This is a genomic window from Micromonospora sp. NPDC048947, assembly GCF_040649495.1.
GTDB lineage: Bacteria > Actinomycetota > Actinomycetes > Mycobacteriales > Micromonosporaceae > Micromonospora > Micromonospora alfalfae.
This window is the reverse complement of sequence record NZ_JBEZFO010000010.1, coordinates 67,569-88,382: the sequence shown is the minus strand read 5'-3', so window position 1 is coordinate 88,382 and position 20,814 is coordinate 67,569. Positions and strand designations below refer to the sequence as shown.

26 protein-coding genes are annotated in these 20,814 nt (G+C 71.9%); 17 read left to right on the top strand and 9 right to left on the bottom strand.

Annotation, left to right across the window (positions count from 1 at the left end; all coding sequences use genetic code 11):
- Window positions 1-46: 46 nt before the first annotated feature.
- The gene (locus tag AB0B98_RS16490) at window positions 47-787 is read right to left on the bottom strand and encodes an SDR family oxidoreductase (protein WP_357363446.1); all 741 of its coding nucleotides are present in this window, start codon (window positions 785-787) and stop codon (window positions 47-49) included.
- 126 nt (window positions 788-913) lie between these two features.
- Between AB0B98_RS16490 and AB0B98_RS16485 the strand changes: the two genes are divergently transcribed.
- Window positions 914-1,396, top strand: coding sequence for an Rrf2 family transcriptional regulator (locus tag AB0B98_RS16485; RefSeq protein ID WP_357363444.1), 483 nt, complete (start codon window positions 914-916; stop codon window positions 1,394-1,396).
- Between the two features lie 33 nt (window positions 1,397-1,429).
- On the opposite strand, the gene AB0B98_RS16480 is transcribed toward AB0B98_RS16485, so the two are convergent.
- Window positions 1,430-2,983, bottom strand: coding sequence for a glycosyltransferase family 39 protein (locus tag AB0B98_RS16480; RefSeq protein ID WP_357363443.1), 1,554 nt, complete (start codon window positions 2,981-2,983; stop codon window positions 1,430-1,432).
- Window positions 2,984-3,106: 123 nt separating this feature from the next.
- Here AB0B98_RS16480 and AB0B98_RS16475 point away from each other — a divergent pair, with 123 nt between their 5' ends.
- The 4 genes from AB0B98_RS16475 (at window position 3,107) to AB0B98_RS16460 (ending at window position 6,317) form a co-directional block, all read left to right on the top strand.
- Window positions 3,107-4,138, top strand: coding sequence for an aldo/keto reductase (locus AB0B98_RS16475; protein ID WP_357363441.1), 1,032 nt, complete (start codon window positions 3,107-3,109; stop codon window positions 4,136-4,138).
- A complete protein-coding gene (locus tag AB0B98_RS16470) occupies window positions 4,135-4,641 on the top strand; it encodes a DinB family protein (protein ID WP_238669838.1) in 507 nt (168 codons plus the stop codon). The genes AB0B98_RS16475 and AB0B98_RS16470 overlap by 4 nt, the downstream gene beginning before the upstream one ends.
- A 323-nt stretch (window positions 4,642-4,964) precedes the next feature.
- Entirely contained in the window at window positions 4,965-5,651 is a 687-nt protein-coding gene (locus tag AB0B98_RS16465; RefSeq protein WP_357363439.1) for a Type 1 glutamine amidotransferase-like domain-containing protein, read from the top strand.
- 69 nt (window positions 5,652-5,720) lie between these two features.
- Window positions 5,721-6,317: a GNAT family N-acetyltransferase gene (locus AB0B98_RS16460; RefSeq protein WP_357363437.1), complete on the top strand. Its 597-nt coding sequence runs from the start codon at window positions 5,721-5,723 to the stop codon at window positions 6,315-6,317.
- On the opposite strand, the gene AB0B98_RS16455 is transcribed toward AB0B98_RS16460, so the two are convergent.
- The 4 genes from AB0B98_RS16455 to AB0B98_RS16440 form a co-directional block, all read right to left on the bottom strand.
- Window positions 6,311-7,204, bottom strand: coding sequence for a hypothetical protein (locus AB0B98_RS16455; protein ID WP_357363435.1), 894 nt, complete (start codon window positions 7,202-7,204; stop codon window positions 6,311-6,313). The genes AB0B98_RS16460 and AB0B98_RS16455 overlap by 7 nt on opposite strands.
- Window positions 7,191-8,486: a hypothetical protein gene (locus AB0B98_RS16450; RefSeq protein WP_357363433.1), complete on the bottom strand. Its 1,296-nt coding sequence runs from the start codon at window positions 8,484-8,486 to the stop codon at window positions 7,191-7,193. Before AB0B98_RS16450 ends, AB0B98_RS16455 begins: the two co-directional genes overlap by 14 nt.
- 105 nt (window positions 8,487-8,591) lie before the next feature.
- A complete protein-coding gene (locus AB0B98_RS16445; RefSeq protein ID WP_357282513.1) occupies window positions 8,592-8,837 on the bottom strand; it encodes a flavin reductase in 246 nt (81 codons plus the stop codon).
- On the bottom strand, window positions 8,837-9,115 hold the full coding sequence (locus AB0B98_RS16440; RefSeq protein ID WP_357282510.1) for a hypothetical protein: 279 nt from the start codon (window positions 9,113-9,115) through the stop codon (window positions 8,837-8,839). Before AB0B98_RS16440 ends, AB0B98_RS16445 begins: the two co-directional genes overlap by 1 nt.
- 118 nt (window positions 9,116-9,233) lie before the next feature.
- Here AB0B98_RS16440 and AB0B98_RS16435 point away from each other — a divergent pair, with 118 nt between their 5' ends.
- Both AB0B98_RS16435 and AB0B98_RS16430 read left to right on the top strand, forming a co-directional pair.
- The gene (locus AB0B98_RS16435; RefSeq protein WP_357363431.1) at window positions 9,234-10,001 is read left to right on the top strand and encodes a DUF5753 domain-containing protein; all 768 of its coding nucleotides are present in this window, start codon (window positions 9,234-9,236) and stop codon (window positions 9,999-10,001) included.
- The gene (locus AB0B98_RS16430) at window positions 9,992-10,183 is read left to right on the top strand and encodes a DUF397 domain-containing protein (RefSeq protein ID WP_357282505.1); all 192 of its coding nucleotides are present in this window, start codon (window positions 9,992-9,994) and stop codon (window positions 10,181-10,183) included. The genes AB0B98_RS16435 and AB0B98_RS16430 overlap by 10 nt, the downstream gene beginning before the upstream one ends.
- A gap of 94 nt (window positions 10,184-10,277) precedes the next feature.
- On the opposite strand, the gene AB0B98_RS16425 is transcribed toward AB0B98_RS16430, so the two are convergent.
- Complete coding sequence (locus tag AB0B98_RS16425; RefSeq protein ID WP_357363429.1) at window positions 10,278-11,510, bottom strand: MFS transporter; 1,233 nt, start codon at window positions 11,508-11,510, stop codon at window positions 10,278-10,280.
- A 68-nt stretch (window positions 11,511-11,578) separates the two neighbouring features.
- Between AB0B98_RS16425 and AB0B98_RS16420 the strand changes: the two genes are divergently transcribed.
- The 7 genes from AB0B98_RS16420 to AB0B98_RS16390 all read left to right on the top strand — a co-directional run bounded on the left by AB0B98_RS16420 (window position 11,579) and on the right by AB0B98_RS16390 (window position 15,884).
- Entirely contained in the window at window positions 11,579-12,094 is a 516-nt protein-coding gene (locus tag AB0B98_RS16420; RefSeq protein WP_222431320.1) for a MarR family transcriptional regulator, read from the top strand.
- Window positions 12,095-12,149: 55 nt separating this feature from the next.
- Window positions 12,150-12,665 carry a DUF2087 domain-containing protein gene (locus tag AB0B98_RS16415; protein WP_357363427.1) on the top strand — a complete coding sequence of 172 codons (516 nt, stop codon included), beginning with the start codon at window positions 12,150-12,152 and terminating at the stop codon, window positions 12,663-12,665.
- 51 nt (window positions 12,666-12,716) lie between these two features.
- A complete protein-coding gene (locus AB0B98_RS16410; RefSeq protein WP_238669826.1) occupies window positions 12,717-13,193 on the top strand; it encodes a MarR family transcriptional regulator in 477 nt (158 codons plus the stop codon).
- A gap of 76 nt (window positions 13,194-13,269) precedes the next feature.
- Window positions 13,270-13,683 (top strand): DUF6069 family protein, encoded by a 414-nt coding sequence (locus tag AB0B98_RS16405; RefSeq protein ID WP_357363425.1) that lies wholly within the window; start codon window positions 13,270-13,272, stop codon window positions 13,681-13,683.
- A 108-nt stretch (window positions 13,684-13,791) separates the two neighbouring features.
- Entirely contained in the window at window positions 13,792-14,286 is a 495-nt protein-coding gene (locus AB0B98_RS16400; RefSeq protein WP_357363423.1) for a GNAT family N-acetyltransferase, read from the top strand.
- Between the two features lie 102 nt (window positions 14,287-14,388).
- A complete protein-coding gene (locus AB0B98_RS16395; RefSeq protein WP_238669874.1) occupies window positions 14,389-14,814 on the top strand; it encodes an Hsp20/alpha crystallin family protein in 426 nt (141 codons plus the stop codon).
- Window positions 14,815-14,885: 71 nt separating this feature from the next.
- Window positions 14,886-15,884, top strand: a complete 999-nt coding sequence (locus tag AB0B98_RS16390; protein ID WP_357363421.1) for a tyrosine-type recombinase/integrase — start codon at window positions 14,886-14,888, stop codon at window positions 15,882-15,884.
- Between the two features lie 71 nt (window positions 15,885-15,955).
- Here AB0B98_RS16390 and AB0B98_RS16385 read toward each other — a convergent pair whose 3' ends face one another.
- A complete protein-coding gene (locus AB0B98_RS16385) occupies window positions 15,956-16,327 on the bottom strand; it encodes a VOC family protein (protein ID WP_145788419.1) in 372 nt (123 codons plus the stop codon).
- 87 nt (window positions 16,328-16,414) lie between these two features.
- Between AB0B98_RS16385 and AB0B98_RS16380 the strand changes: the two genes are divergently transcribed.
- A complete protein-coding gene (locus AB0B98_RS16380; protein WP_357363418.1) occupies window positions 16,415-17,260 on the top strand; it encodes an LLM class flavin-dependent oxidoreductase in 846 nt (281 codons plus the stop codon).
- A 27-nt stretch (window positions 17,261-17,287) separates the two neighbouring features.
- Here the strand turns inward: AB0B98_RS16380 and AB0B98_RS16375 are convergent, their stop codons facing one another.
- On the bottom strand, window positions 17,288-18,991 hold the full coding sequence (locus tag AB0B98_RS16375; RefSeq protein ID WP_357363416.1) for an acyl-CoA dehydrogenase family protein: 1,704 nt from the start codon (window positions 18,989-18,991) through the stop codon (window positions 17,288-17,290).
- A 194-nt stretch (window positions 18,992-19,185) separates the two neighbouring features.
- On the opposite strand from AB0B98_RS16375, the gene AB0B98_RS16370 reads away from it, so the two are divergent.
- Window positions 19,186-19,596 carry a hypothetical protein gene (locus AB0B98_RS16370; protein WP_238669873.1) on the top strand — a complete coding sequence of 137 codons (411 nt, stop codon included), beginning with the start codon at window positions 19,186-19,188 and terminating at the stop codon, window positions 19,594-19,596.
- Window positions 19,583-20,776 (top strand): low temperature requirement protein A, encoded by a 1,194-nt coding sequence (locus tag AB0B98_RS16365; RefSeq protein ID WP_357363414.1) that lies wholly within the window; start codon window positions 19,583-19,585, stop codon window positions 20,774-20,776. The genes AB0B98_RS16370 and AB0B98_RS16365 overlap by 14 nt, the downstream gene beginning before the upstream one ends.
- Window positions 20,777-20,814: the final 38 nt, after the last annotated feature.

The window sequence follows — 20,814 nt, the reverse complement described above, 5'->3', positions numbered from 1 at the left end:
GCGGCGGCGGTCGATCGCCGCCGCGAGACGCGGGGTGTGTGCCTGCTCAGGCCTGGCGGCCGAGCCACTCCCGGTAGGCGGTGGGCGCGATGACGGCGTCGTCGCCTGCGATGAGGACATCGCCGGACATGGCGGCGAACATGCCGGCGGTGTTGTCGGTGGTGACGGTGCGCTGGTCACCGCGGGCGGCGAGCGTGATCCGCCCCAGCTCGTCGAGGGCGAAGACGTCGGGCCCGGCGACGTTGCGGATGCCCTGCAGCGGCGCGCCCATGCTGACCTCGGCGACGGCCTGCGCCACGTCGGCGGCGGCCATCGGCTGCACCGGGGTGCTGGGCAGACGGACTGTGGTGTCGTCAGCCGTCCAGGACAGGATCGACTCCACGAACTCGAAGAACTGGGTGGCGCGGACGATCGAGTACGGAATCGGACCGGCCGTGAGGATCTCCTCCTGGAGGCTCTTGGCGCGGTAGTAGTCCAGGTCGGGCACCTGGTCGACGCCGACGATGGAGAGGATCACCGCGTGGCCGACGCCGGCGTGAGCGGCGGCGGCCAGCAGGTTGTCCATGGTCGTCTGGAAGAAGGCGGGCGAGGCCTCGTCGAAGGTCGGCGAGTTCGTCAGGTTGACGACGACCTGGGCGCCGGCGAGCCCGTCGGACAGGCCCTGCCCGGTGAGCAGGTCCACCCCGGTGGACGGCGAGAGCGGCACCGCCTCGTGCCCCGCGGCCTTCAGGATCTTGACGACCTGCGACCCGATGAGGCCGGTCCCGCCCAGTACGGCGATCTTCATGCCTGTGCACCTTCCCGTGGGTGTGTGGTCCGACCGCTGAGGTTCAGCCGATACTCGGACCTCTCTTGTCCGAGAACTATACTCGGACACAACGAGTCCGAGTAACGGGGTGACTAGGGTGACGTCATGAGGATGTCCGGCGGGGTCGAGTGGGCGCTGCACTGCTGCGTGGTGCTCACCGCCAGCCACACGCCCGTTCCGGCGGCCAAGCTCGCGGAACTGCACGACGTCTCCAGCAGCTACCTCGCCAAGCAGCTCCAGGCGCTCGCCCGCGCCGGCCTGATCCACTCGGTGCAGGGCAAGTCGGGCGGCTACGTACTGACCCGCGCGCCGGAGAGCATCACACTGCTCGACGTGGTCCGGGCCGTCGACGGACCCGGCCCGACCTTCGTCTGCACCGAGATCCGCCAGCGCGGCCCGTTCGCGACGCCGGCCGACGCCTGCGCCACGCCGTGTCCGGTGGCCCGCGCCATGTGGGCGGCCGAGGACGCGTGGCGCCAGGCGCTCGCCGCGGTCACGATCGCCGATCTCGCCCGCGACGTCGACGCCACCTCCGGCCCCGAGGCCCTGGTCGGCATCCAGGCCTGGCTTACCGGCGGGGCCAGCTGACACTGGCTGACCAGCCAAGCCGGTGGTGCGCTGTCAGCCGGTGTGGCGTACCTCGGTGTCCCAGATCTGGGCCCACGGACGCCGCAGCCCCCGGCACACGTGGATCGGGCCGCCGTTCTCGTCGTTCTCCACCTCGACCCGCTGGTCCACCCGCCCAGCGAGGGCGCACTGCTCGAACCAGGTGTCGAGCTGGTCGGGGCGCTCCCAGCCGACGGCGATGACCACGTCCGCGTCGGCGGGCGGCCGACCGAAGTCGACCATGCTGTTGTGCCCGGAGTACGCCCGCGGCAGACCACGGGCCGGCCCGTAGCGGGCCACAGCGCCGGCCTCGCCGTAGTTGCCGGTGAGAACGACCGCCCGCGAACGTTCCTGCGGCGGCAGTCCCCGATGGACGGCGGCGAGGGAATCGGCGAACTCCGGCCAACCGATCGTCTCGCCGGCGTCGTAGTTGACGTCGACCACGAACCCGGGCAACCGGTCGGCCGGCAGCACCGGCAGCAGCAGCACGACGTTGGGCAGCAGGAACGGCACCACGCCCAGCGTGAGCAACCCCCGACGCCACCAGAACGACCCGCGCGAGGCCCACGCCACCGCGACCAGCGCCCCGGCGGCGGTGAGGACCAGCAACAGAGGCGCGTCGTAGTAACCCTTGCCGCCGGCGATCAGCACGATGCCGACCACCACCAGCCAGGCCCAGCCCACCGCCCGGTAGGCCCGCCACGCCGGTCGGCGTAGCAGCGCGACGAGGCCGGCGATCCAGATCGGTACGGCGTACGGGCTGATGATGACGAACTGGAGGGTCAGCGCGTCGAGCCGACCACTGTAGGAGCTGTCACCGTCGGAGATGGACGCGGCCACACCGAGCTGCGGAAAGCCGTGCGACGCCTGCCAGATCAGGTTCGGTGCGGCCAGCAGCACGGTGATCCCGGCGGCGGCGAGCACCCACCTGTCGCGCAGCAGCCGGCGTGGCCCGGCGATGAGCACCCCGGCGACCAGACCGACGGCCAGCAGCGCCGGCAGCAGCTTGCTGAGCATGCCCACACCGAGCGCCAGCCCGATGCCCAGAGCCCAGCGGCTGTCACCGGTGCGCAGCAACCGCACCGCACACCACGCCGCCACCAACCAGACCAGCAGGTCGACGGTGGTGGTGCTGAGCAGGTGACCACTGGCGAGCACGATCCCGGAGAGCGCGGCGAGCACCGCCGCGAAGAGCTGCCCGCCCCGGCCGGCGCCCAGCTCGCAGGCGATAGCGGCGACCAGCAGCACCGCGCCGCCGGCCAGCACCGCCGACGGGGTACGCAGCACCACCAGGTTGCCCGGGGCGATCATGTCGAGCAGCCGGGCCAGCACCGGGACCAGGGGCCCCTGATCGACGTAGCCCCAGTCGAGGTGCCGACCGGCGAGCAGGAAGTACAGCTCGTCGCGGTGATAGCCGTAACGGCCCGCGAGCAGCAGCAGCGTCACGGTGGTGGCGGCGGCCACCAGCCATGGGCCACGGGTACGAACGCCGGGCTGCGGCGGTCGTCCCGACGGCGGCGACTGGGTCGGCCGCTCAGGTCGGTCGATATCGATCGCGGGCTCGCTCACCCGCTCATGATGACCCTCGCGGCGGCCGCGTGGGTGCCCCTACCAGCGTTCGGCACGGTCCCGAATGCAGGTGGTCGAGGCGGGTGCGAAGATCAGCTTTGTCACTCGGACCGAAAGGACGATATGCGCTATCGCACTCTGGGCAACACCGGCACCCTGGTGTCCACCCTGTGTCTGGGCACGATGACCTTCGGCGCGGAGACCGACGAGGCCGGCAGCTTCGCCCAACTGGACCGGTTCGTCGAGGCTGGCGGCACCTTCATCGACACCGCCGACGTCTACTCCACAGGTGTCTCCGAGGACATCATCGGGCGCTGGCTGCGCAGCCGACCCGACCTGCGTGACCGCCTGGTGATCGCCACCAAGGGGCGGTTCCCGATGGGCCCGGGGACCAACGACGCCGGCCTGTCCCGGGTGCACCTCACCCGCGCCCTGGACGCCAGCCTGCGCCGGCTCGGCGTAGACGCCATCGACCTGTACCAGGCGCACGCCTGGGATCCGCTGACCCCGCTGCCCGAGACGCTGCGGTTCTTCGACGACGCGGTCAGCGCCGGCAAGATCCGCTACGCGGGGGTCAGCAACTTCACCGGCTGGCAGTTGCAGAAGGCCGCCCTGCTCACCCAGCACCTCAACCTCACCCCGATCGTGACCCTGCAACCCCAGTACAACCTGCTGGCCCGGGAGATCGAGTTCGAGTTGGTGCCGGTCTGCGAGAACGAGGGCATCGGCATCCTGCCCTGGTCACCGCTGGGGGGCGGGTGGCTGACCGGCAAGTACCAGCGCGACAGCACGCCCACCGGCGCGACCCGGCTCGGCGAGAACCCGCAGCGTGGCGTCGAGGCGTACGCGGGTCGCAACGCCGAGGAACGCACCTGGCGGGTGCTCGACGCGGTCCGCCAGATCGCCGGGGACCGCGAGGTGTCCATGTCGGCGGTGTCGCTGGCCTGGCTGGCGGCCCGACCGGCGGTCACCTCGGTGATCCTCGGCGCGCGGACCACCGAGCAGCTCGACGACAACCTGACCGCCGCCGACCTGGTCCTCGACGCCGATCAGATGCGGCTGCTGGACGAGGCGAGCGCCCCGCTGGTGGGCGACTACCCGTACGGCGCGGCCGGGGTGCGCCAGCGCGCCCGTGACCTGCCGGCCGGGTCATGACCTCGTTCCCCAAGCCCACCGACCCGGCCGGCAGCCGCACCGAGGTCTTCCTGCGTTACCTGGACTACTTCCGCGAGTCCACTGTGGCCAAGGTGTCGGCGCTGGCCGAGCCGGAGCTGCGGCGCAGCCGGCTGCCGTCCGGGTGGACGCCACTGGAACTGCTCACCCACCTGCGCCACGTCGAGCTGCGCTGGATCGAGTGGGGTTTCCAGGGCCGGGACGTCGCCGAGCCGTGGGGCGACCGCCGCGACGACCGCTGGTACGTCGCCCCCGACGAGACCCGCGCGGAACTGGTGGCGGCGCTGCGGGCGCAGGGCGCGCACACCACGGCAGTGGTGACGGCACACGACCTGGCCGAGGTCGGCGCGCCGGGCCCGCGGTGGAACGGCGCGGACCCGGCTTCGCTGGAGCGGGTGCTGTTCCACCTGGTGCAGGAGTACGCCCGCCACCTGGGCCACCTCGACGTGGTCGCCGAAATCGCGGGCGGCCCGACCGGCGAGTGAGACCGTCGGCCCGATGATGGCCTGATGTCGCTGCTCGGCGCTTCGTTCGTGAACGGGTGGGCGTGACTTCTGAGCCCGGGCCGAACGGTTTGTCGGGCAGCGGCACCAGATCTTGGACAGTTTCCGTTACGTCCTAACGGAAACTGTCCAAGATCTGCACCGAGCAGCGGGACCGGTGTCGTCGTGCGGGCGGAGACAGTTGACGGTTGGACGGCCGCCAGCGGATGATCCAGCGATGTGTCGCTCGGGTCAGCGAGCCGGGACGCTGGATCTGACGGGCAACACGATCGCCGTCATGCGGTGGCTTCAGGAGAGCGGATTCCATGAAGTTTCTTCTCACGTCGTCGGGCATCTGCAACCCGAGCATCGCCGACGCGCTCGTCGACCTGCTGGGCAAGCCGATCGCCGAGGCCACGGCCCTGTTCATCCCCACCGCTGTCTACCCCTTCCCCGGCGGCGCCGGGAGAGCCTGGAAGGCGATCCACGGCCATGACTCGATCCCGCTGACGCAGCTCGGTTGGAAATCCCTGGGGATCTTGGAGCTCACCGCGCTGCCGACCATTCGAGAAGAGAACTGGGTCCCCGCGGTCCGGGAGGCCGATGCCCTCCTCGTCTGGGGCGGCGATGTGCTGTACCTGACCCACTGGCTGCGCCAGTCGGGCCTGGCTGACCTCCTGCCGTCGCTCAGTGACACCGTCTATGTGGGGGTCAGCGCCGGCAGCATCGCCGTCACCCCGTACAACTGCGACGCCGAATTCGACAGTCAGTTCGTCCCCGACGGCAGCGACATGGCGCAGGGCGCCGACCGGGCGCTGGGGCTGGTGGATTTCACGCTCTACCCCCACCTCAACCATCCGGACATGGAGGACACCGAGCTGTCCACCATCCAGAAGTGGGCGTCCGGAATCCCGGTCCCGACCTACGCCATCGACGACAACACCGCCATCACGGTGGTCGATGGCACAGTTGACGTCATCTCCGAAGGCGACTGGAAACTGATCAACCCCTGACCGGGCGTGGTCTCCGAACTCGCCGGCAGCCCGCCCGGAGAGTGAGGCCGCCGGCTCGATAATGGGCGAATGCCGCTGCTCGTCGCACCCGCCCTGCCCGCCGGTAGCCTCGCCGCCCAGGAGCAACCCCACCTTCCGGTACGCCCCGGCCTGGCGCTGCGGCCGTGGCATGACCACGACGCCCCGGCCGTCCGGGCTGCCTTCGACTGTCCGGTGATCCAGCGATGGCACGTGCGCCGCCTCGACAGCGACGACGAGGCGCGATCGTGGACAGCGCAGTGGGCCGGCCGTTGGCGCGACGAGAGCGCCGCCAGTTGGGCGGTCGTCGACGCCGACGACCGGCCCGTCGGTCAGGTGGGGTTGCGCGACGTGCTGCTGACCGAGGCGTCCGCGCAGGTGTCGTACTGGGTGGTGCCCGCCGCGCGCGGTCGGGGCATCGCCACCGGGGCGCTGCTCGCCATGACCCGGTGGGCCTTCACCCGCGGCGGGTTTCACCGGCTGGCGCTGGAGCACTCGACCGGCAACGCGGCGTCCTGCCGGGTGGCCGCGCGCACCGGGTTCACCGAGGAGGGCGTGGCGCGCGGGTCGGTGCGTCACGCCGACGGCTGGCACGACATGCACCGGCACGCACGGTTGGTGACCTCGATGACGGCCGGCCGTCAGTAGGGGCAGGTGCGCTTGTCGCGCACCATCTGCGCGTACTCGGCGCCGGTGATGCGCAGCCGGTCGGTGGTGCTGCCGTCCTTGGCCCGACAGCCGTTGAGCGGGTTGAGGTAGATCGAGGCGTAGGCCGCGTCGTCCGCGCGCCCGGTCACCTCGAACGGCTTGTCGCCGGGCGCTGACACCACCATCGTCTGACGTCGTCCGTCGGCGAGGTAGTCCAGCTCCAGTCGCCATCGGCAGTGCTGCTTGGCGCTGAGCGCTCGTACCTGGATGACGTTCTTCTCCCCCCTGGGCAAGGTGATCTTGTTCGTGGCGAAGAACGGGGCACCGGCATCCTCGCCACCCGGATCCTCGATGAGCATCCGGGGATTCGCTTGATCCACGTGTGTCACCAGGACGAGCTTCTCGGAGGCGCCCTGGGATTCGTTGGGATCCCGGACCCCGGTGAGCGGGGGGCGGCAGGGTTCGACGAGGACGGGCCGGAGGTCGACGGCCTCCACTGCCTCGTCCCGGGTGCCGACGAGGGTGATCTCCCAGGTGCTCCGTCCGATGTCGACCGCGCCGGCCTCGACGGTCGGATCGGCCGGCCGCTCGGCGTCCAGACGGGCCAGGTCGGCGTCGGCGGGGTAGACGTAGTCGAGCGCACCCTCGTCCGGGTAGGGGACGTGCTTGACGTCCAGGACGACGAGTGGCCCCCGGCCGGCCAGCTCCTCGGCCAGCTCGTTCGCGGGCTTCCACTGGTTGAACATGCCGAGGAGAACGGCACCGAGCCAGGCGCCGACGGCACCGATCACGATCGTCAGCAGCCAGGTGACGGGGCGTTTCCACCAGGCGACGGGTGCCGGCGCGGGGGCCCTACGGCGACGCGGACGCTTGTTACGTGGACTCATGGACCGGAGTCTCCTGCGTTTCGGTGGACGTACCAGTAAATGGGTCGGCGGACGTGTCGGTGTCGAGGAGCCGGCGGGCCAGCAGCACGGGCAGCGCCACGAGCCAACCCCACGCCGCGCCGAAACGCAGCGCGGCGGTCAGTTGCAGGCCCAGGGACTCCCAGGGCGCGCAGCCGGTCGGGGAGTCCGACACCGCGCAGTCGACCAGGACGTCGGACGTCGCGGTCAGCGCGGACGCCGCGATCATGGCACCCCAGCAAACGACGACGAGCCCGAGGCGATGCCCGGAGTTCGGCAGGCCGGCGAGCAGCACCCAGAGCAGGAGCCAGAGCACCAACAGCAGGGCGACGGCGAGCACCGACCTGTGTACCCACTCGTCCATCGACAGGGGATTCGGCTCGATCTCGTGAGTCAGTCGGTACTCCACGTCATCGTGTGCGCGTGGCGGCGGGGACAGGGCGGGGCGGTACAGGAACACCCTGAGCAGCGCCACGAATCCTCTCCCGGTGTAGCTGTCCCAGACCGCCTGGGTGCCGTTGACCAGCATGAGCACCAGCACCGGAAGGACACCGGACAGGGCAAGGTTCGCGCTGCGTCCCCGCACGTCGCCGATCAGCGGAACCCAGGCCGCCGGATCGGCGTCGTCAAGCGATTCCTGAGCCGCGTCGTCGAGCGCGTCCTGAGCCTCGTCGTCGCCTTCGTCGGTGGCCTCGTGCAGCTTGTCCAGCAGCAGTCTCGCCAGGCTGGTGCAACCCACCAGGGATGCGTTCATGCCCGCGAACAGGCAGCCGAAGAAGAGGGCGTCGGACGTCCAGCCCGTCAGCGTCAGGTGCGCGCTGGCGAGAAGCGTGGAGTGGTCCAGTGCCTCGTTGGCGTACCAGCCGGTGGGGGCGGAGTGGACACGGAACACCAAGGTGGCCCACCACAGCAGGTCCCCGACCGCCGTGGCGGTGAGGGCGGCGGCCGCGCCGGTCATCGCCGCGACGAAGGGGTGCGTCCGTCGGGTGACCAGGGCGCAGGCCAGGTACGTCGACACCCCGATCAGCAGGATCACGACCCAACGGATCAGCGGCGTCACCGCGTCCATCATGGGAGCGGTCGTGGGGTCGAGGGGGGCGAAGAAGACGTACCCCTTCGCGACGAGGGTCGGGAAGTCAACGGCGGTCCGCGTGACGGTGATCGGCCCCGCCATCGAGCGGACCTTGAGGGTGACGCTCAGGTAGATCAGGGTGGCGGCCACCGCGGCGAGCACGGCCACGGCGATCCTGAACGGGCGGCTCATCTGGCCGGCCTCATCCCGGGGCGGGTCGTCACGCCGTCAGTCTCCCGCATCGCGCTGCCTCGCACAGACCCGTGCGTGCCCCGCTCGGCGGTGGCTGAGGCCGGGTCAGCGGGTTTCCGCCCAGCCGACGAAACGCGGCGTCAGGTCGGGCAGCGTGACGTCCGGGTTGAGCTTGGTGAGATCGGCGGTGGCTTCCTCCTGGACCTTCGCCAGGTGGATCAACAGGCCCGGTCGGTCCTCGCGATACTCGCCGAGCAGGCGTAGCTTCGCGGCCGAGCACGGCCAGAGGATGCCGCAGACCGGGCAGCGCCAGGACGGCCGCAGCGGCGTGTGCTTCGGTCGCTCGTGCATCAGCCGACCCCCACTGTCACGCGGCGCCGGGCCGGTGTGGACGGATCGGCGTGGACCTGCACACCGTGGCGCATCACGAACAGCTCGCGCCGTGCGACCGCTTCGCCTTTCCTGCTCAGCTCGTACGCGTCGAGCCAGAGCCAACCGTCGTAGGTGTACCGGTCGGGCAGTTCGCGGATGACCCGCACGACGATCGGTTTGCTGAATTGGACGCTCGCGGCGGTGGTCAACAGGACCACGTCGCCGGCTCTGAGAGCACCCCGTACCTCGTTTCGCACAGCTTCTCCTTCTCGTGGCAGCACCGTCTACACCGCACTTTGCCGGGGGTTGCTGGACAAACACACAGCGTTACGTAACCTCTTCATCGCAGCGGATTTGTTCCAGGGGAGGGACGGCATGAACCACGCCTTTGTCGCAGCGCTGGCCGCGGCGGGTCACACCGCCGAGAGCCTGGCCGGTCAGCTCGGCGTGCACCCGAAGACCGTCGCCAGGTGGGCAAACCCGGGGCACATTCCCCAGAGCCGACACCGTGCGACAGTGGCGGGGCTGCTGGCAAAGGACGCCGACGCGCTGTGGCCGGACGTGGTCCGTCGCCGCGAGCCGGTGTGGTTCCGGCCGTGGGTCGACCTGGAACGCGAGGCAGTGACGCTGCGATCGTTCGAGCTGACGTGGGTGCCCGGGCTGCTGCAGACCGAGGCGTACGCCCGGGCGACCCTGGCCGGTGGGGTGCTGACACCGGAGGCGGTCGCCGAGTTCGCCGAGGCGCGCATCCACCGGCAGGCGATCCTCGGCCGCAGCGGCGGACCGTTGCTGATCGCCGTGCTCGACGAGGGGGTGCTGCGGCGGCGCGTCGGCGACGACCGCGCGTTGATGGCGACGCAACTGGCGCGCCTGCTCGCGCACGCCGAGACGGGCACCATCCAGCTCCACATCATTCCGGCGGACGCGCCCAGCTATCCGGGGCTCGACGGACCGTTCACCATCGCCGACATGCCGGACGGGTCGCGGGTCGCGCACGTCGACAGCGCGGCACGGGCGCAGATCCTCGACCAAACGTCGGATCTTGTTAGCCTGGAGCGGCGGTGGGAACGTATTCGCGGCGAGGCCCTGCCCCGAGGGCGTTCGTTGGAACTTCTCAGAGAAGCGGCAGCATCATGGACATGACCGGTGCGCAGTGGCGGAAGAGCACGAAGAGCGGCGGCAACGGTGGCAACTGTGTCGAGGTTGCCGACAACCTTCCGGGCGTGGTCCTGGTTCGTGACACGAAGGACCGCGACGGCGGCACGCTGACCTTCAGCCCGCAGTCGTGGCGTGGCTTCGTCGCGATGACCCGCGACGCCGGCTGACCGACCACATCGCACGGAGGCTCCCGGCCCGTGCCGGGAGCCTCCGTCGTGGGTGGGCCGGACGTCGGCCGTCGCGCACCGACGATCAATGGGATCACCGAACAACGGTGGGTTCGGCCGGTTGCGGTTGCGGAGTCGTCGGCCAGGTGAGTCGGCGTACGCCGGGAACGAGCGCGGTGCCGGCGCAGGAGGCGAGGACCAGCAAGCCCGCGACGGCCAGCGGGACGGGTGCGCCGAACGCGTCGGCGGCCAACGGCGCCAGCGCGTAGCCCAGCGGCATGGCGCCCAGCGAGACCAGCCAGTCGTACGAGGTCACCCGCGCCAGCACCTCTGGCGGGAAGTGGTGCTGCACGACGGTCTCCCACACCGGGTTGAGGTAGCCGAGGGCGGTCAGCGCCACCGCGTAGGCGACGATCACCGCGGGGGCGGGCGCGGCGACGGCGAGCAGGAACAGTGGCGCGGCGTAGCAGGCCAGCCCGAGGTTGGCCAGCAGCACCGGCCGGTGCAGCCGGACCCGCCCGGCCAGCAGCGAGCCGGTGAGCATCCCGATCGCGCCGGCCTGCAACAGCAGCACCCAGGTCGTCTCGCCACCCAGGCGGTCGATGGCGACGGCCGGCCCGAGGGTCATCAGCACGGCGGCGGCGCCGTTCCACACACCGTGCCCGAGCAGGCTGGTCCAGAACCAGTCGCGGGCGCGTACCTCGCCGAAGCCGTGCCGCAGGTCGGCGAGGACGGAACGGCGGGGCACCGGCACGTGGCGGACCCGCACCAACGCGAGGAGCGCGGCGCTGAGCGCGAACGACACGCCGTCCAGGATGAACGCCCAGCCGGGTCCGGCGGCCCAGATCAGCGCGCCGGCCAGGGCCGGGCCGGCGAGGCGGCTGGTGTTGGCGGTGATTCCCATCAGGGCGTTGGCCCGCTGCCTGTTCGCCGGTTCGACGGTGCCGGCGACCAGCGGAGACGCGGTCGGGATGGCGAACGCCGAGGCGGTGCCGCCGAGCGCGGACGCCACCACCACTGTGGTCAGTGACGGGTCGCCGCCGAGCAGCTCCACGCCGACCGCGAGCTGCGTGGCGCAGCGGACCAGGTCGGCCAGGAGGGCGACCCGGCGGGCGTCGAACCGGTCGGCCACCACCCCGCCGAACGGCAACAGGACCAGCCGGGGAATGACCGCCGCGGCGAGGACGACGGCGAGCGCGCCGGTGGAGCCGGTGGCTCGCAGCACTGCCAGTGCCAACGCGGCGGGCACCACCGCGTCGCCGAGCGCGGAGATGGTGCGACCCAGGAACAGCAGCCGGAAGGAGTGGTCGCGCAGTGGGTGAGCCATTGCCACAACATACTTCGACATCGAATATTTCGGCAATGAATATTTTGACGCTGAGGTAAGCTGGCACGGTGACCACCACTCCGGACGCCGTCGACCGGCACATCGAGCGCTGGCTGCCCGTGGTGCCCGACCTCGACGCGGACGTCGAGGGGGCGGTGACCAGAATGATCCGACTGACCCGGCACCTGCGGGCCGTCAAGGAGCGCGTCCTGGTCGACCTCGACCTGCCGGCCCACGAGTACGACACCCTGCACGCCCTGGCCGGCCGCGGTGGCCGAGCCGCGCCCTCGGACCTTGCCGCGGACCTCACGATGGCCCCCGCCTCGATCACCGCGCGGGTGGACGCGCTGCTGCGGCGGGGCTTCGTCCACCGGATTCCGTCGACAGTCGACCGTCGACGCGTCGACGTGGAGCTCACCGAGGCGGGTCAGGCCGCGTGGCGCGGGGCGATGGAGGTCCAGGGCGCCGAGGAGCACCGCCTGCTCGGCGCGCTCACCGCTACCGAACGGCGACACCTCTCCGACCTGCTGCGCCGGGTGCTGCTCGTCGCCGAACAGCCACAGAGCACGCCGCAGACCGACTGAGCGAGGCCGAAAATCGCCTGGCGGCCCGGGTACCGCTGATGCAAGGGTGACCGGCGTGACTGCGCATGTGCTGGCCGGGGCCCTGGCCGACGACGGACGGCGACGGATCTTCGCGACGATCGTGCTGGGTGCGACAAGCGCGACCGAGGTCGCCGAGCGGACCGGCCTGCCGGCGCGGGTGGTGCTCACCGGGGTCCGCCGGCTCACCGACGCGGGCCTCGTCACGGGTGCGGACGGCACGCTCGCGGCCGACGAGGCGTCGCTGCGGGCCACCGCGCGCGACAGCGGCCCGGCCGACGACGCCGAACCCGGCGTCGACCCGGTGCTGCGGACCTTCCTGCGCGCGGGCGTCCTGGTGAGTCTGCCGGCGCAGCGCGCTCGGCGGCGGGTCCTGCTGGCGCACATCGCCGAGCAGTCGTTCGAGCCGGGCACCCGCTATCCGGAGCGGGCCGTCGACGACGCGCTCAAGCCGTGGTGCGCCGCAGGCGGGTCGGATCACGCGACGCTGCGCCGGTATCTGATCGACGAGCAGTTGCTCACCCGCGAACATGGCATCTACCAGCGGCTATGAATGCCGCCGCGCGAACGGTCTGGCTGCGGAGGATCTTGCTAGCCTCGGCGCATGACCTCCTGCACGCCCTCCGATGGCCCGCCAGACCTGTTGTTCCTGCTCTCCTGGGCGAGTCACGCGTTGCAGACCGAACACGCCGCCGGGCTGGCCGAGCTGGGCATCTCGCCGCGGGCGCACTACGTGCTGGCGCAGGCCCACACCGGTGAGCTGACCCAGCGGGAGATCGGCGAGCGGTGCGGTGTGGACAAGACCACGATGGTGGTGACGCTCGACCAGCTGGAGCGGGCCGGGTTGGCCGAGCGGCGTCCGGTGCCGACGGACCGACGGGCCCGGATGGTCGCTGTGACGCCGGCGGGGGAGCAGGTGCTGCGGCAGGCGCAGCAGGTGGTCCGGCGCATCCAGGACGACCTGCTGGCAACCCTGCCCGAGCAGGACCGGGAGGTGTTCCTGCGGGCTCTCCTCGGGCTGGTCAGCGGACCACTGGCCAACACCTCCCCGTACGCGCCGGGAGCCCGCTCCGGCTGTTAGTTCCGACAAAGATAGTTCCGAACAAGACTATCTGTTACGGTCGTACTCGTTCGTTTCCCCTGAACGAGGAGCCGTCATGAGCGCTGCCACCGTCACGACCCCCACCCCCTCGCCACTGCGCCGCCGCGCCCTCGGCGTCGCCGCCGCCGTCGTGGCCCCCCTGACCGTCTGGGCGATCGGCGCGCTGGCCGGAGTCGACTACACGGTCGAGAGCCCGGGCCAGCCCGCCACTGTGATCGGGGCTGGCGCGATCGTCATGATCGCCCTGGGAGCCGCCCTGCTCGGCTGGGCGGCGCTGGCGCTGCTGGAACGGTTCGCCAGCCGGGTCGCGCGACCGGTCTGGATCTCGCTGGCGATCGTCGTGACGGTGCTGTCCTTCGTCCCCGTGCTCAGCGTCGAGGCCACCGGCGGCGCCAAGCTGGCCCTCGGCGCGACGCACGTGGCGGTGGCGGTCGCGTTGATCGCCCTGCTGCCCCGCCCCCGCCGGTAGGCGTCGCGACATCGCCGACGCCCGTCCGGCGGCCCCCGGGATCGGCGAGCCGTCGACACCGGACGCGTGACCGGATAAAGCCGTTGACCGGGCGGTGATGATCAACAGGTGACCATCACCGCCCGGCCCACCTGGACGACCAACACCAGCCGGCCCGACCACCCCGACGCGGTGCTGCTGCTGCGCGAGTACATGACCGAGATGGTGGTTCGCTACCACCGTCGCCCGGCCCTGCCCGGTGAGGTCGACGCGGCGCTGGTCGAGTTACCCAGCGACGACCTGACCGCGCCGAGCGGGCTGCTCCTGCTCGCCCACCACGGCACCGAACTGGCCGGCTGCGCCGGGCTGCGCTGGCAACCCGGCTGGGCCGAGCTGACCCGGGTGTTCATCCGCTCCGAGCACCGTGGCACCGGTGGGGGAGCCGCGCTGCTGGCCGCCGTCGAGGAGCAGGCCCGCGCGGCCGGGGCGGGCCGGATCCGGCTCGACACCCGCCACGACCTGGTCGAGGCTCGCGCCCTGTACGCCCGGCACGGCTACGCCGAGATCCCGGCGTACTCGCGAGGTCCCTACGCCGACCACTGGTTCGAGAAGCAGTTGTCCTGAGCAGTTGACGTCGGCGCGCGGACGCGCTAAATAAGAAGTAGAAGTTGAGTCACCAAGGCTCAACTCATCACCTTCGGCCAGGAGAACCGAGGAGGCATGACGATGTTGATGCGTACCGACCCGTTCCGCGAGATCGACCGGCTCACCGAGCAGTTCTTCGGAACGGTGGCCCGTCCCGCGACGATGCACCTGGACGCCTACCGCGACGGCGACCACTTCTACGCGGCGTTCGACCTGCCCGGCGTCGATCCGGACACCATCGACTGCACCGTCGAGCGCAACGTGCTCACCGTCCGCGCCGAGCGTCGCCGGCCCGCCGGCGACGGCGTCGAACTGGTCGCCGCCGAGCGCCCGATGGGCACCTTCACCCGGCGGCTGTTCCTCGGCGACACGCTCGACACCGACAAGCTGGAGGCCGGCTACGAGAACGGGGTGCTGACGCTGCGCATCCCGGTCGCCGAGCGCGCCAAGCCCCGCCGGGTGACCGTCCAGGCCAACGGCGGCTCCCGCCGAGAGATCAACGCCTGATCCGACACGGTGACGGGTGGGACCGGCGCGCCTGCACGCCGATCCCACCCGAGGCTGAGAGCCTTTTTCACATGGTGTTCTCCGACGCTCCGGTGCTCGCCCGCCCGTCCGCGCCACCGGCGCTGCCGAGCGGGCCGGTCGAGGTCACCGAGGCGTGGCTGCGCAACCGGCGGCTGTCCGAGCACACCCGCGACGCCTACCGACGTGACGTCACCGGCTGGCTGCGCTGGTGCGCCAGTCACGACCTCGACCCGCTGCGGGCGACGTTCCTGCACGTCAACGAGTACGCCCGAGCGTTGGAGAACAGCGTCGGCGCGCGCAGTGGCCGCCCGCTGACCCCGGCGACAGTCGCGCGCCGACTCTCGGCGCTGTCCAGTTGGTACGACTTCCTGGTCAAGCTGGGCGCAGTGCCGGCCAACCCGGTCTCCGGCGCGGACCGCCCCCGCGTCGACCGAGACCACTCCGCCACCGTCGGGCTCACCCCCGAGGAGGTGGACGCCCTACTCGGCGCGGCCGACGCGGACACCGGCGCGACCGCCGTACGTAACCGGGCGGCGCTCGCACTCCTCGCCGACCTGGGTCTGCGGGTCGGCGAGCTGATCTCGCTGGACCTGACCGACCTCGGCACCGAACGCGGTCACCGCAGCGTGCGCTTCATCGGCAAGGGCGGCAAACAACGCCGCCGCGCCCTCACCCCCGGCACCGGGCACGCCCTGGACGCCTACCTGGCCCAGCGGGCCGCCGCCACCGGCGTGCCGGTGCCGCAGCTCACCGGCCCGCTGCTGGTCACCGCCAGCGGTGCCCGGCTGGACCGGCACTCGGTGTTCCGGATGGTCCGTCGGCTCGCCCGCGCCGCCGGCATCCCGGCCTGGGCGAAGCTGTCCCCGCACTCGCTGCGGCACGCGTTCGCCACCACGGCCCGCTCCGAGGGCGTGCCGTTGGAGGACGTGCAGGACGCCATGGGGCACGCCGACCCGCGCACCACCCGCCGCTACGACCGCGACCGGCACAACCTGGACCGAGACCCGGCCTACGCGGTGTGGGCGGCCCGGTCGCGCCGTCGCGGCTGAGCAGCCCGGGCGGCACTGCCGAGGCCGAGCGGCCCGGCGGCACCGTCGCGGCCGAGCGGCCCGGGGCGGCGTCAGCTCTGTGGGCGGGGGCAGATGCAGAACGGCTGCCCGATCGGGTCGAGAAGCACCACCCACCGCTCGCCGCCGGGCTGGAAGGCCGGCTTCGACGCCCCAGCGGCGACGAACTTCTCCTCCGCTGCCGCCAGGTCGTCGACGTAAAGGTCCAGGTGGTAGCGCTTGTCGCCGGTCTGGTCCGGCCAGGAGGGTGGTCGGTAACCCTCGACCAGCCCGAAGCCGATGGAGACGCCACCGGAGCTGATCATCGCGTACTCCGGTTGGCTGTGGGTGACCTCCCAGCCGAGCGCCTCGTGATAGAACGCGGCGTGGCCGGCGGGATCGGAACTGTCGAGGTTGACCATCGCGAGGTCGGCAGAAGCTGTCACGCCGGCAGTATGCCGCCGGGGCCCGACAACTCCGGCCCGTGACACTCGTCGCGGCCTGGTGTCGGGCCCCCGCCCTACGGTCGACGGATGAGACACGGTCTGGAGATTTCCTGCGGCGGAGCCTCGGTCGCGGTGTCCACCCTGGTCGAGCTCGGCGAGCTGGCCGAGCGCACCGGATGGGACGGCGTGTTCCTGGAGGACTATCTGATCCACTATTCCGGCGACGAGCCGTTCACCTACGACCCGTGGCTGGTCCTCGCCGCGATCGCCGGGCGCACCGACCGGGTGCGACTGGGCACCACTGTCACCGCGCTGCCCCGGCGTCGCCCGGCGAAGTTGGCGCGGGAGGTCCTCACTCTCGACCACCTCAGCGCGGGCCGGGCCACAGTGGCGGTCAGTGTCGGCGACCCCGGCGACCGGGGTCTGGCCGCCTTCGGCGAGCAGACCGAGGTGTCCGTGCGGGCCGCGATGCTCGACGAGGGTCTCGACCTGCTGACCGGGCTGCTCAGCGGTGGGCGGGTCAGCCACCAGGGCACCCACTACCGCGCCGACGGGGTGTCGCTGCGGCCCGCGCCGATGCAGTCGCCGCGGGTGCCCGTCTGGGTCGGCGGGAGCACCCAGGCCGGGGCGGTGCGCCGGAGGGCCGCCCGCGCCGACGGCATCGTGCCGTACAAGCTCACCGACACCGACGGGTGGTCCGACTTCACCCCCGACGAGGTACACGACCTGGCGGACGCCCTGCCATCGACGCGCGCCGACGGTCAGCCGTTCGACGTGGCGGTTGGCGGCCGGCGGCGCCGTTCCGACGAGCGCACCGAACGGGCCTACCTCGCTGAGCTGGCCGCCGCCGGCGCCACCTGGTGGCTGGAGTTCGTCCCGGCCGGCGACCCGGCGACGATGCGCGCAGCCGTTGCCCGAGGCCCCCTGCGCTGACCACGGGGGTCAGCTCGCGCCGGCCGGTCAGCAGAGCAGGTCGAGGTGGTGGTGGGCGTCCTCGGCGATCTCCTCGTGCCGCAGCCAGCGGCGTGCCCACAGCCGGGCGGCCAACTCTGCCTGCTCGTCGCCCCACGCGGCGTGCTCGACGAGCAACGCGGTGGTCAACGCGTACGCCAGGCGCAACGCCAGACCGCGGGCGCCCGCGAGCACCGCCGAGGAACCCGGGTCCACTGTCACCGCGGTGATGGTCTCCTGCAACTGCGCGACGGCGGTGGCCAGGGTGTCGGCCAGCACCGGCGACAGCGGCCGAGCCAGGTCGACGGCGGCGGTCAGCCGGCTCAGCAGCGGCGCACCGGCGTCCTCCCGGGTCAGCGCGCGCAGCACGTCCAGGGCCAGCACGTTGGTGGTGCCCTCCCAGATGGGCAGCACCTGGGCGTCGCGCAGCAGCCGGGGCACGCCGGTGTCCTCCACGTAGCCGGCACCGCCGAAGCTCTCCACGTACTCGCTGGCGGAGCTGACGGCGAGCCGGCCGGTGGCCAGCTTCGCCAACGGCGCCACGATGCGCAGCTCGGCCGCGGCCTGCGGGTCGGCGCCGACCTCGACCCGGCCGAGCAGGGCGAAGGCGTGCCCAGCGAGAGCGAACGCGCCCGCCGCGTCGACAGCGAGGGTGCCCAGTGTGGCCCGGTGCAGGGGCGAGGACACCAGCGGGCCGCCGGCGACGTGCCGCACCTCGGCGTACGCGCGGGCGTAGGCGAGACCCCGTCGCATCCCACCGGCCGCCGCCGCGGCGTTGTGCACCCGGGTCACCACCACCAGGGTCATCGCCCGGACCAGACCGGGCACCGCCGGGTCACCCAGGGGAAGGGCGTACGCGTCGCGCAAACCGATCTCGGCGGTGGGCAGCGCCCGGGTGCCGAGCTTGTCCTTGAGCCGGCGCACTGTGACACCCGGTGCGGGTGCGCCCGGTGCCGCGCCGTCGCCCAGCGGCGAGTCGACCGCGTACCGGGGAACGAGAAACGGGGCGAGCACCCGGCTGCCCCGCCCGGCGCCCTCCGGCCGGGCCAGCGCCACCGCCATCGCCGCGTCGGCGGCGGAGCAGAACCACTTCTCCCCGGTCAGCCGCCACGAACCGTCCGCCGCGGGTCGGCCGAGCGTGCTGGAGCGGCCCAGATCGGAACCGCCCTGCGCCTCGGTCATCCACTGCCCACTGGTGATCGCCGTGGCCGGGTCCGTGGAGATCAGCCGGGGCAGCCACGCGTCGCGGACCGTGGCGTCGACGTCGGGCATGCTGAGCAGCGCCGCAGCCCCGTCGGCCATCGCCACCGGGCAGGAGAACGTCGCTGACTCCGGCCCGTACAGGTGCAGCAGGGCGTGCTGCACGACCCGCGCGGCGGCACCCCAGGTGCCCCGGGCGTCCGGCAGGTAGGGCAACGCCACCACGGCGTGGCGGGCGGCGGCGGCGCGTTGCGTCTGCCAACCGGCGGAGGTGTCGATGCGGTCGATGCGGGCACCCCACGCGTCGTAGCGGACCAGCGTCGGCGGGTGCGCCTCCGCGTCGGCGTGTGCCGCGCGCAGCGGCCCGGTGACGTCGGCGGCCAGGTCCGCGAGACGGCCCTTCGCGGCGGCGTGCCCGCCCGGGCCGAGGTGACGCTCCAGCCAGGACCGCAGCAGGCCATCGCTGGCGTACGGGTCGACGGGGGGTGGTACCGGCTGCACGAAGCGGCTCATCGATCGGCTCCTGGCACTGCTCGGGGGTGTGCGCCGACGGTAGACGATGCGGAGCCGCCGCGAACAGGGCACACCCGCCCATCGGGCACACCCAGTTTCCGGCTTGTCGCCCGTCGGCGTGAGCGTCTTCTCTACGGTCGGTAGTCGTGGGTGCGGGCCAGTCGTGGAGCCGACCGGCCCGGCGTCACCGCCCGATGCGCACCGGGTTGGCGTTCGCCGGGTTCGGCGTGGCGCTGTGCTGCGTGGGGGTGGCCGGATTGGGGGCCTGGAACCTGCAGACCGTTCGGCAGGCCGCCGGCCCGATCCGGGAGACCGCCGACGGTTTCCTCAGCGAGGTGGCCCTCGGTGACAGCGACCGGGCGTACGAGCGGCTCTGCGAGGACGCGCGCAGCCGCTGGAGCGCGATCGGCTTCACCAGTTGGGTGCGGACACCACCGATGGTCACCGACTACGAGATCACCGACGTGTCGGTCGCCACCCGCAGCGGACGACCGCACGGCACGGTGACGGTGAAGCTGACCCGCGACGGCGGGCTCAGCGAGGAACGTCGCCTGCCGGTGGTCCGTGAGGACGGGAACTGGCGGGTCTGCGGTGACCCCTTCTAGACCCCCGGTCGCCGCCCCGCTACGCCCGCAACTGCTGCGACCACGGGAGGGGGTGCAGCCGACCACCTCGACCGAACTCTTCTTCGACCTGGTCTTCATCTTCACCATCACCCAGTTGTCGCACTACCTGATCGCGCACCCGGACTGGCGGGGCGCGGGTCGTACCGGGCTGTTGCTGGCGCTGGTCTGGCTCGTCTGGGTCTACACCACCTGGCTGACCAACTGGCTGCAACCGGACCAGGGACCGGTGCGGACGATGCTGATCGGGGTGGGGCTGGCCAGCCTGCTGTTGTCGGCGGCGATCCCGCAGGCGTTCGGCTCGACCGGTCTGCTCTTCGCGCTGGTCTACGTGATCGTGCAGGTGGGTCGCACCCTGTTCTCGTTGTGGGCGGTGCAGGGCAGCCCGTGGTTGGTGGCCGGATTTCAGCAGTCGCTGCCGTGGATCACGGGGACGTCGGTGCTCGTGGTCCTCGGGGGCCTGATCGGCGGGGCCGCCCGGGACGCGGTGTGGGCGGCGGTGATCGTGATCGAGGTGGTCGGCCTCTCGATCGGCTATCCGCTGCCGCGACGGGGACGCAGCCGACCCGAGCGGTGGATGGTGGAGGGCGGGCACCTGGCTGAACGGTGCGCGGCGTTCGTCCTGATCGCGCTGGGGGAGTCGATCCTGGTCACCGGCAGCACCCTCACGTCGCACCTGGACCTGGTGACGTCCGGGGCGTTCCTGCTGGCGTTCGGCGGTTCGGTGGCGCTGTGGTGGGTGTATTTCGCCCGCTCGGCCCCGGCTGCCACGGAGGTCATCGCCGGGGCCGGGGAGCGCACCGGCGGGTTGAGCCGAGTCGCGTTCAACTTCCTGCACCCGGTGATCGTCGCCGGTGTCGTCGTCACGTCAGCGGCCGACGAGCGGTTGCTGCGGGAGCCCGGCGCGTCGGCGACCACTGTCGACGTACTGCTGACCCTGGGTGGTCCCGCGCTGTTCCTGGCCGGGCACGCCGCCTACAAGGCGCTGCTGTGGCGGACCCTGCCGATCAGCCGGGTCACGGCGGTGGTGGTCCTGCTGGCGCTGATGCCGGTCGGTGTGGTGCTGGAGGCACCCGTCGCGGTGTGCGCCGCAGCGGCGTTGGCGGTGACGGTCGCCGTGATCCTGACCGACCGGTTCCGGTCACTGGCGGCAGCGCGGTGAGCGGCGCGGCGCCAGGACGCGGACCGCTTCATCCGCAG

Coding starts and splice junctions, on each gene's coding strand:
- AB0B98_RS16405 (WP_357363425.1), top strand. CDS start 13,270: ATGAGCGCTGCCACCGTCACGACCCCCACCCCCTCGCCACTGCGCCGC.
- AB0B98_RS16450 (WP_357363433.1), bottom strand. CDS start 8,486: ATGAGCCGCCCGTTCAGGATCGCCGTGGCCGTGCTCGCCGCGGTGGCC.
- AB0B98_RS16425 (WP_357363429.1), bottom strand. CDS start 11,510: ATGGCTCACCCACTGCGCGACCACTCCTTCCGGCTGCTGTTCCTGGGT.
- AB0B98_RS16370 (WP_238669873.1), top strand. CDS start 19,186: ATGCGCACCGGGTTGGCGTTCGCCGGGTTCGGCGTGGCGCTGTGCTGC.
- AB0B98_RS16455 (WP_357363435.1), bottom strand. CDS start 7,204: ATGAGTCCACGTAACAAGCGTCCGCGTCGCCGTAGGGCCCCCGCGCCG.
- AB0B98_RS16430 (WP_357282505.1), top strand. CDS start 9,992: ATGGACATGACCGGTGCGCAGTGGCGGAAGAGCACGAAGAGCGGCGGC.
- AB0B98_RS16470 (WP_238669838.1), top strand. CDS start 4,135: ATGACCTCGTTCCCCAAGCCCACCGACCCGGCCGGCAGCCGCACCGAG.
- AB0B98_RS16485 (WP_357363444.1), top strand. CDS start 914: ATGAGGATGTCCGGCGGGGTCGAGTGGGCGCTGCACTGCTGCGTGGTG.
- AB0B98_RS16390 (WP_357363421.1), top strand. CDS start 14,886: ATGGTGTTCTCCGACGCTCCGGTGCTCGCCCGCCCGTCCGCGCCACCG.
- AB0B98_RS16490 (WP_357363446.1), bottom strand. CDS start 787: ATGAAGATCGCCGTACTGGGCGGGACCGGCCTCATCGGGTCGCAGGTC.
- AB0B98_RS16460 (WP_357363437.1), top strand. CDS start 5,721: ATGCCGCTGCTCGTCGCACCCGCCCTGCCCGCCGGTAGCCTCGCCGCC.
- AB0B98_RS16395 (WP_238669874.1), top strand. CDS start 14,389: ATGTTGATGCGTACCGACCCGTTCCGCGAGATCGACCGGCTCACCGAG.
- AB0B98_RS16375 (WP_357363416.1), bottom strand. CDS start 18,991: ATGAGCCGCTTCGTGCAGCCGGTACCACCCCCCGTCGACCCGTACGCC.
- AB0B98_RS16435 (WP_357363431.1), top strand. CDS start 9,234: ATGAACCACGCCTTTGTCGCAGCGCTGGCCGCGGCGGGTCACACCGCC.
- AB0B98_RS16380 (WP_357363418.1), top strand. CDS start 16,415: ATGAGACACGGTCTGGAGATTTCCTGCGGCGGAGCCTCGGTCGCGGTG.
- AB0B98_RS16410 (WP_238669826.1), top strand. CDS start 12,717: ATGACCTCCTGCACGCCCTCCGATGGCCCGCCAGACCTGTTGTTCCTG.
- AB0B98_RS16465 (WP_357363439.1), top strand. CDS start 4,965: ATGAAGTTTCTTCTCACGTCGTCGGGCATCTGCAACCCGAGCATCGCC.
- AB0B98_RS16445 (WP_357282513.1), bottom strand. CDS start 8,837: ATGCACGAGCGACCGAAGCACACGCCGCTGCGGCCGTCCTGGCGCTGC.
- AB0B98_RS16475 (WP_357363441.1), top strand. CDS start 3,107: ATGCGCTATCGCACTCTGGGCAACACCGGCACCCTGGTGTCCACCCTG.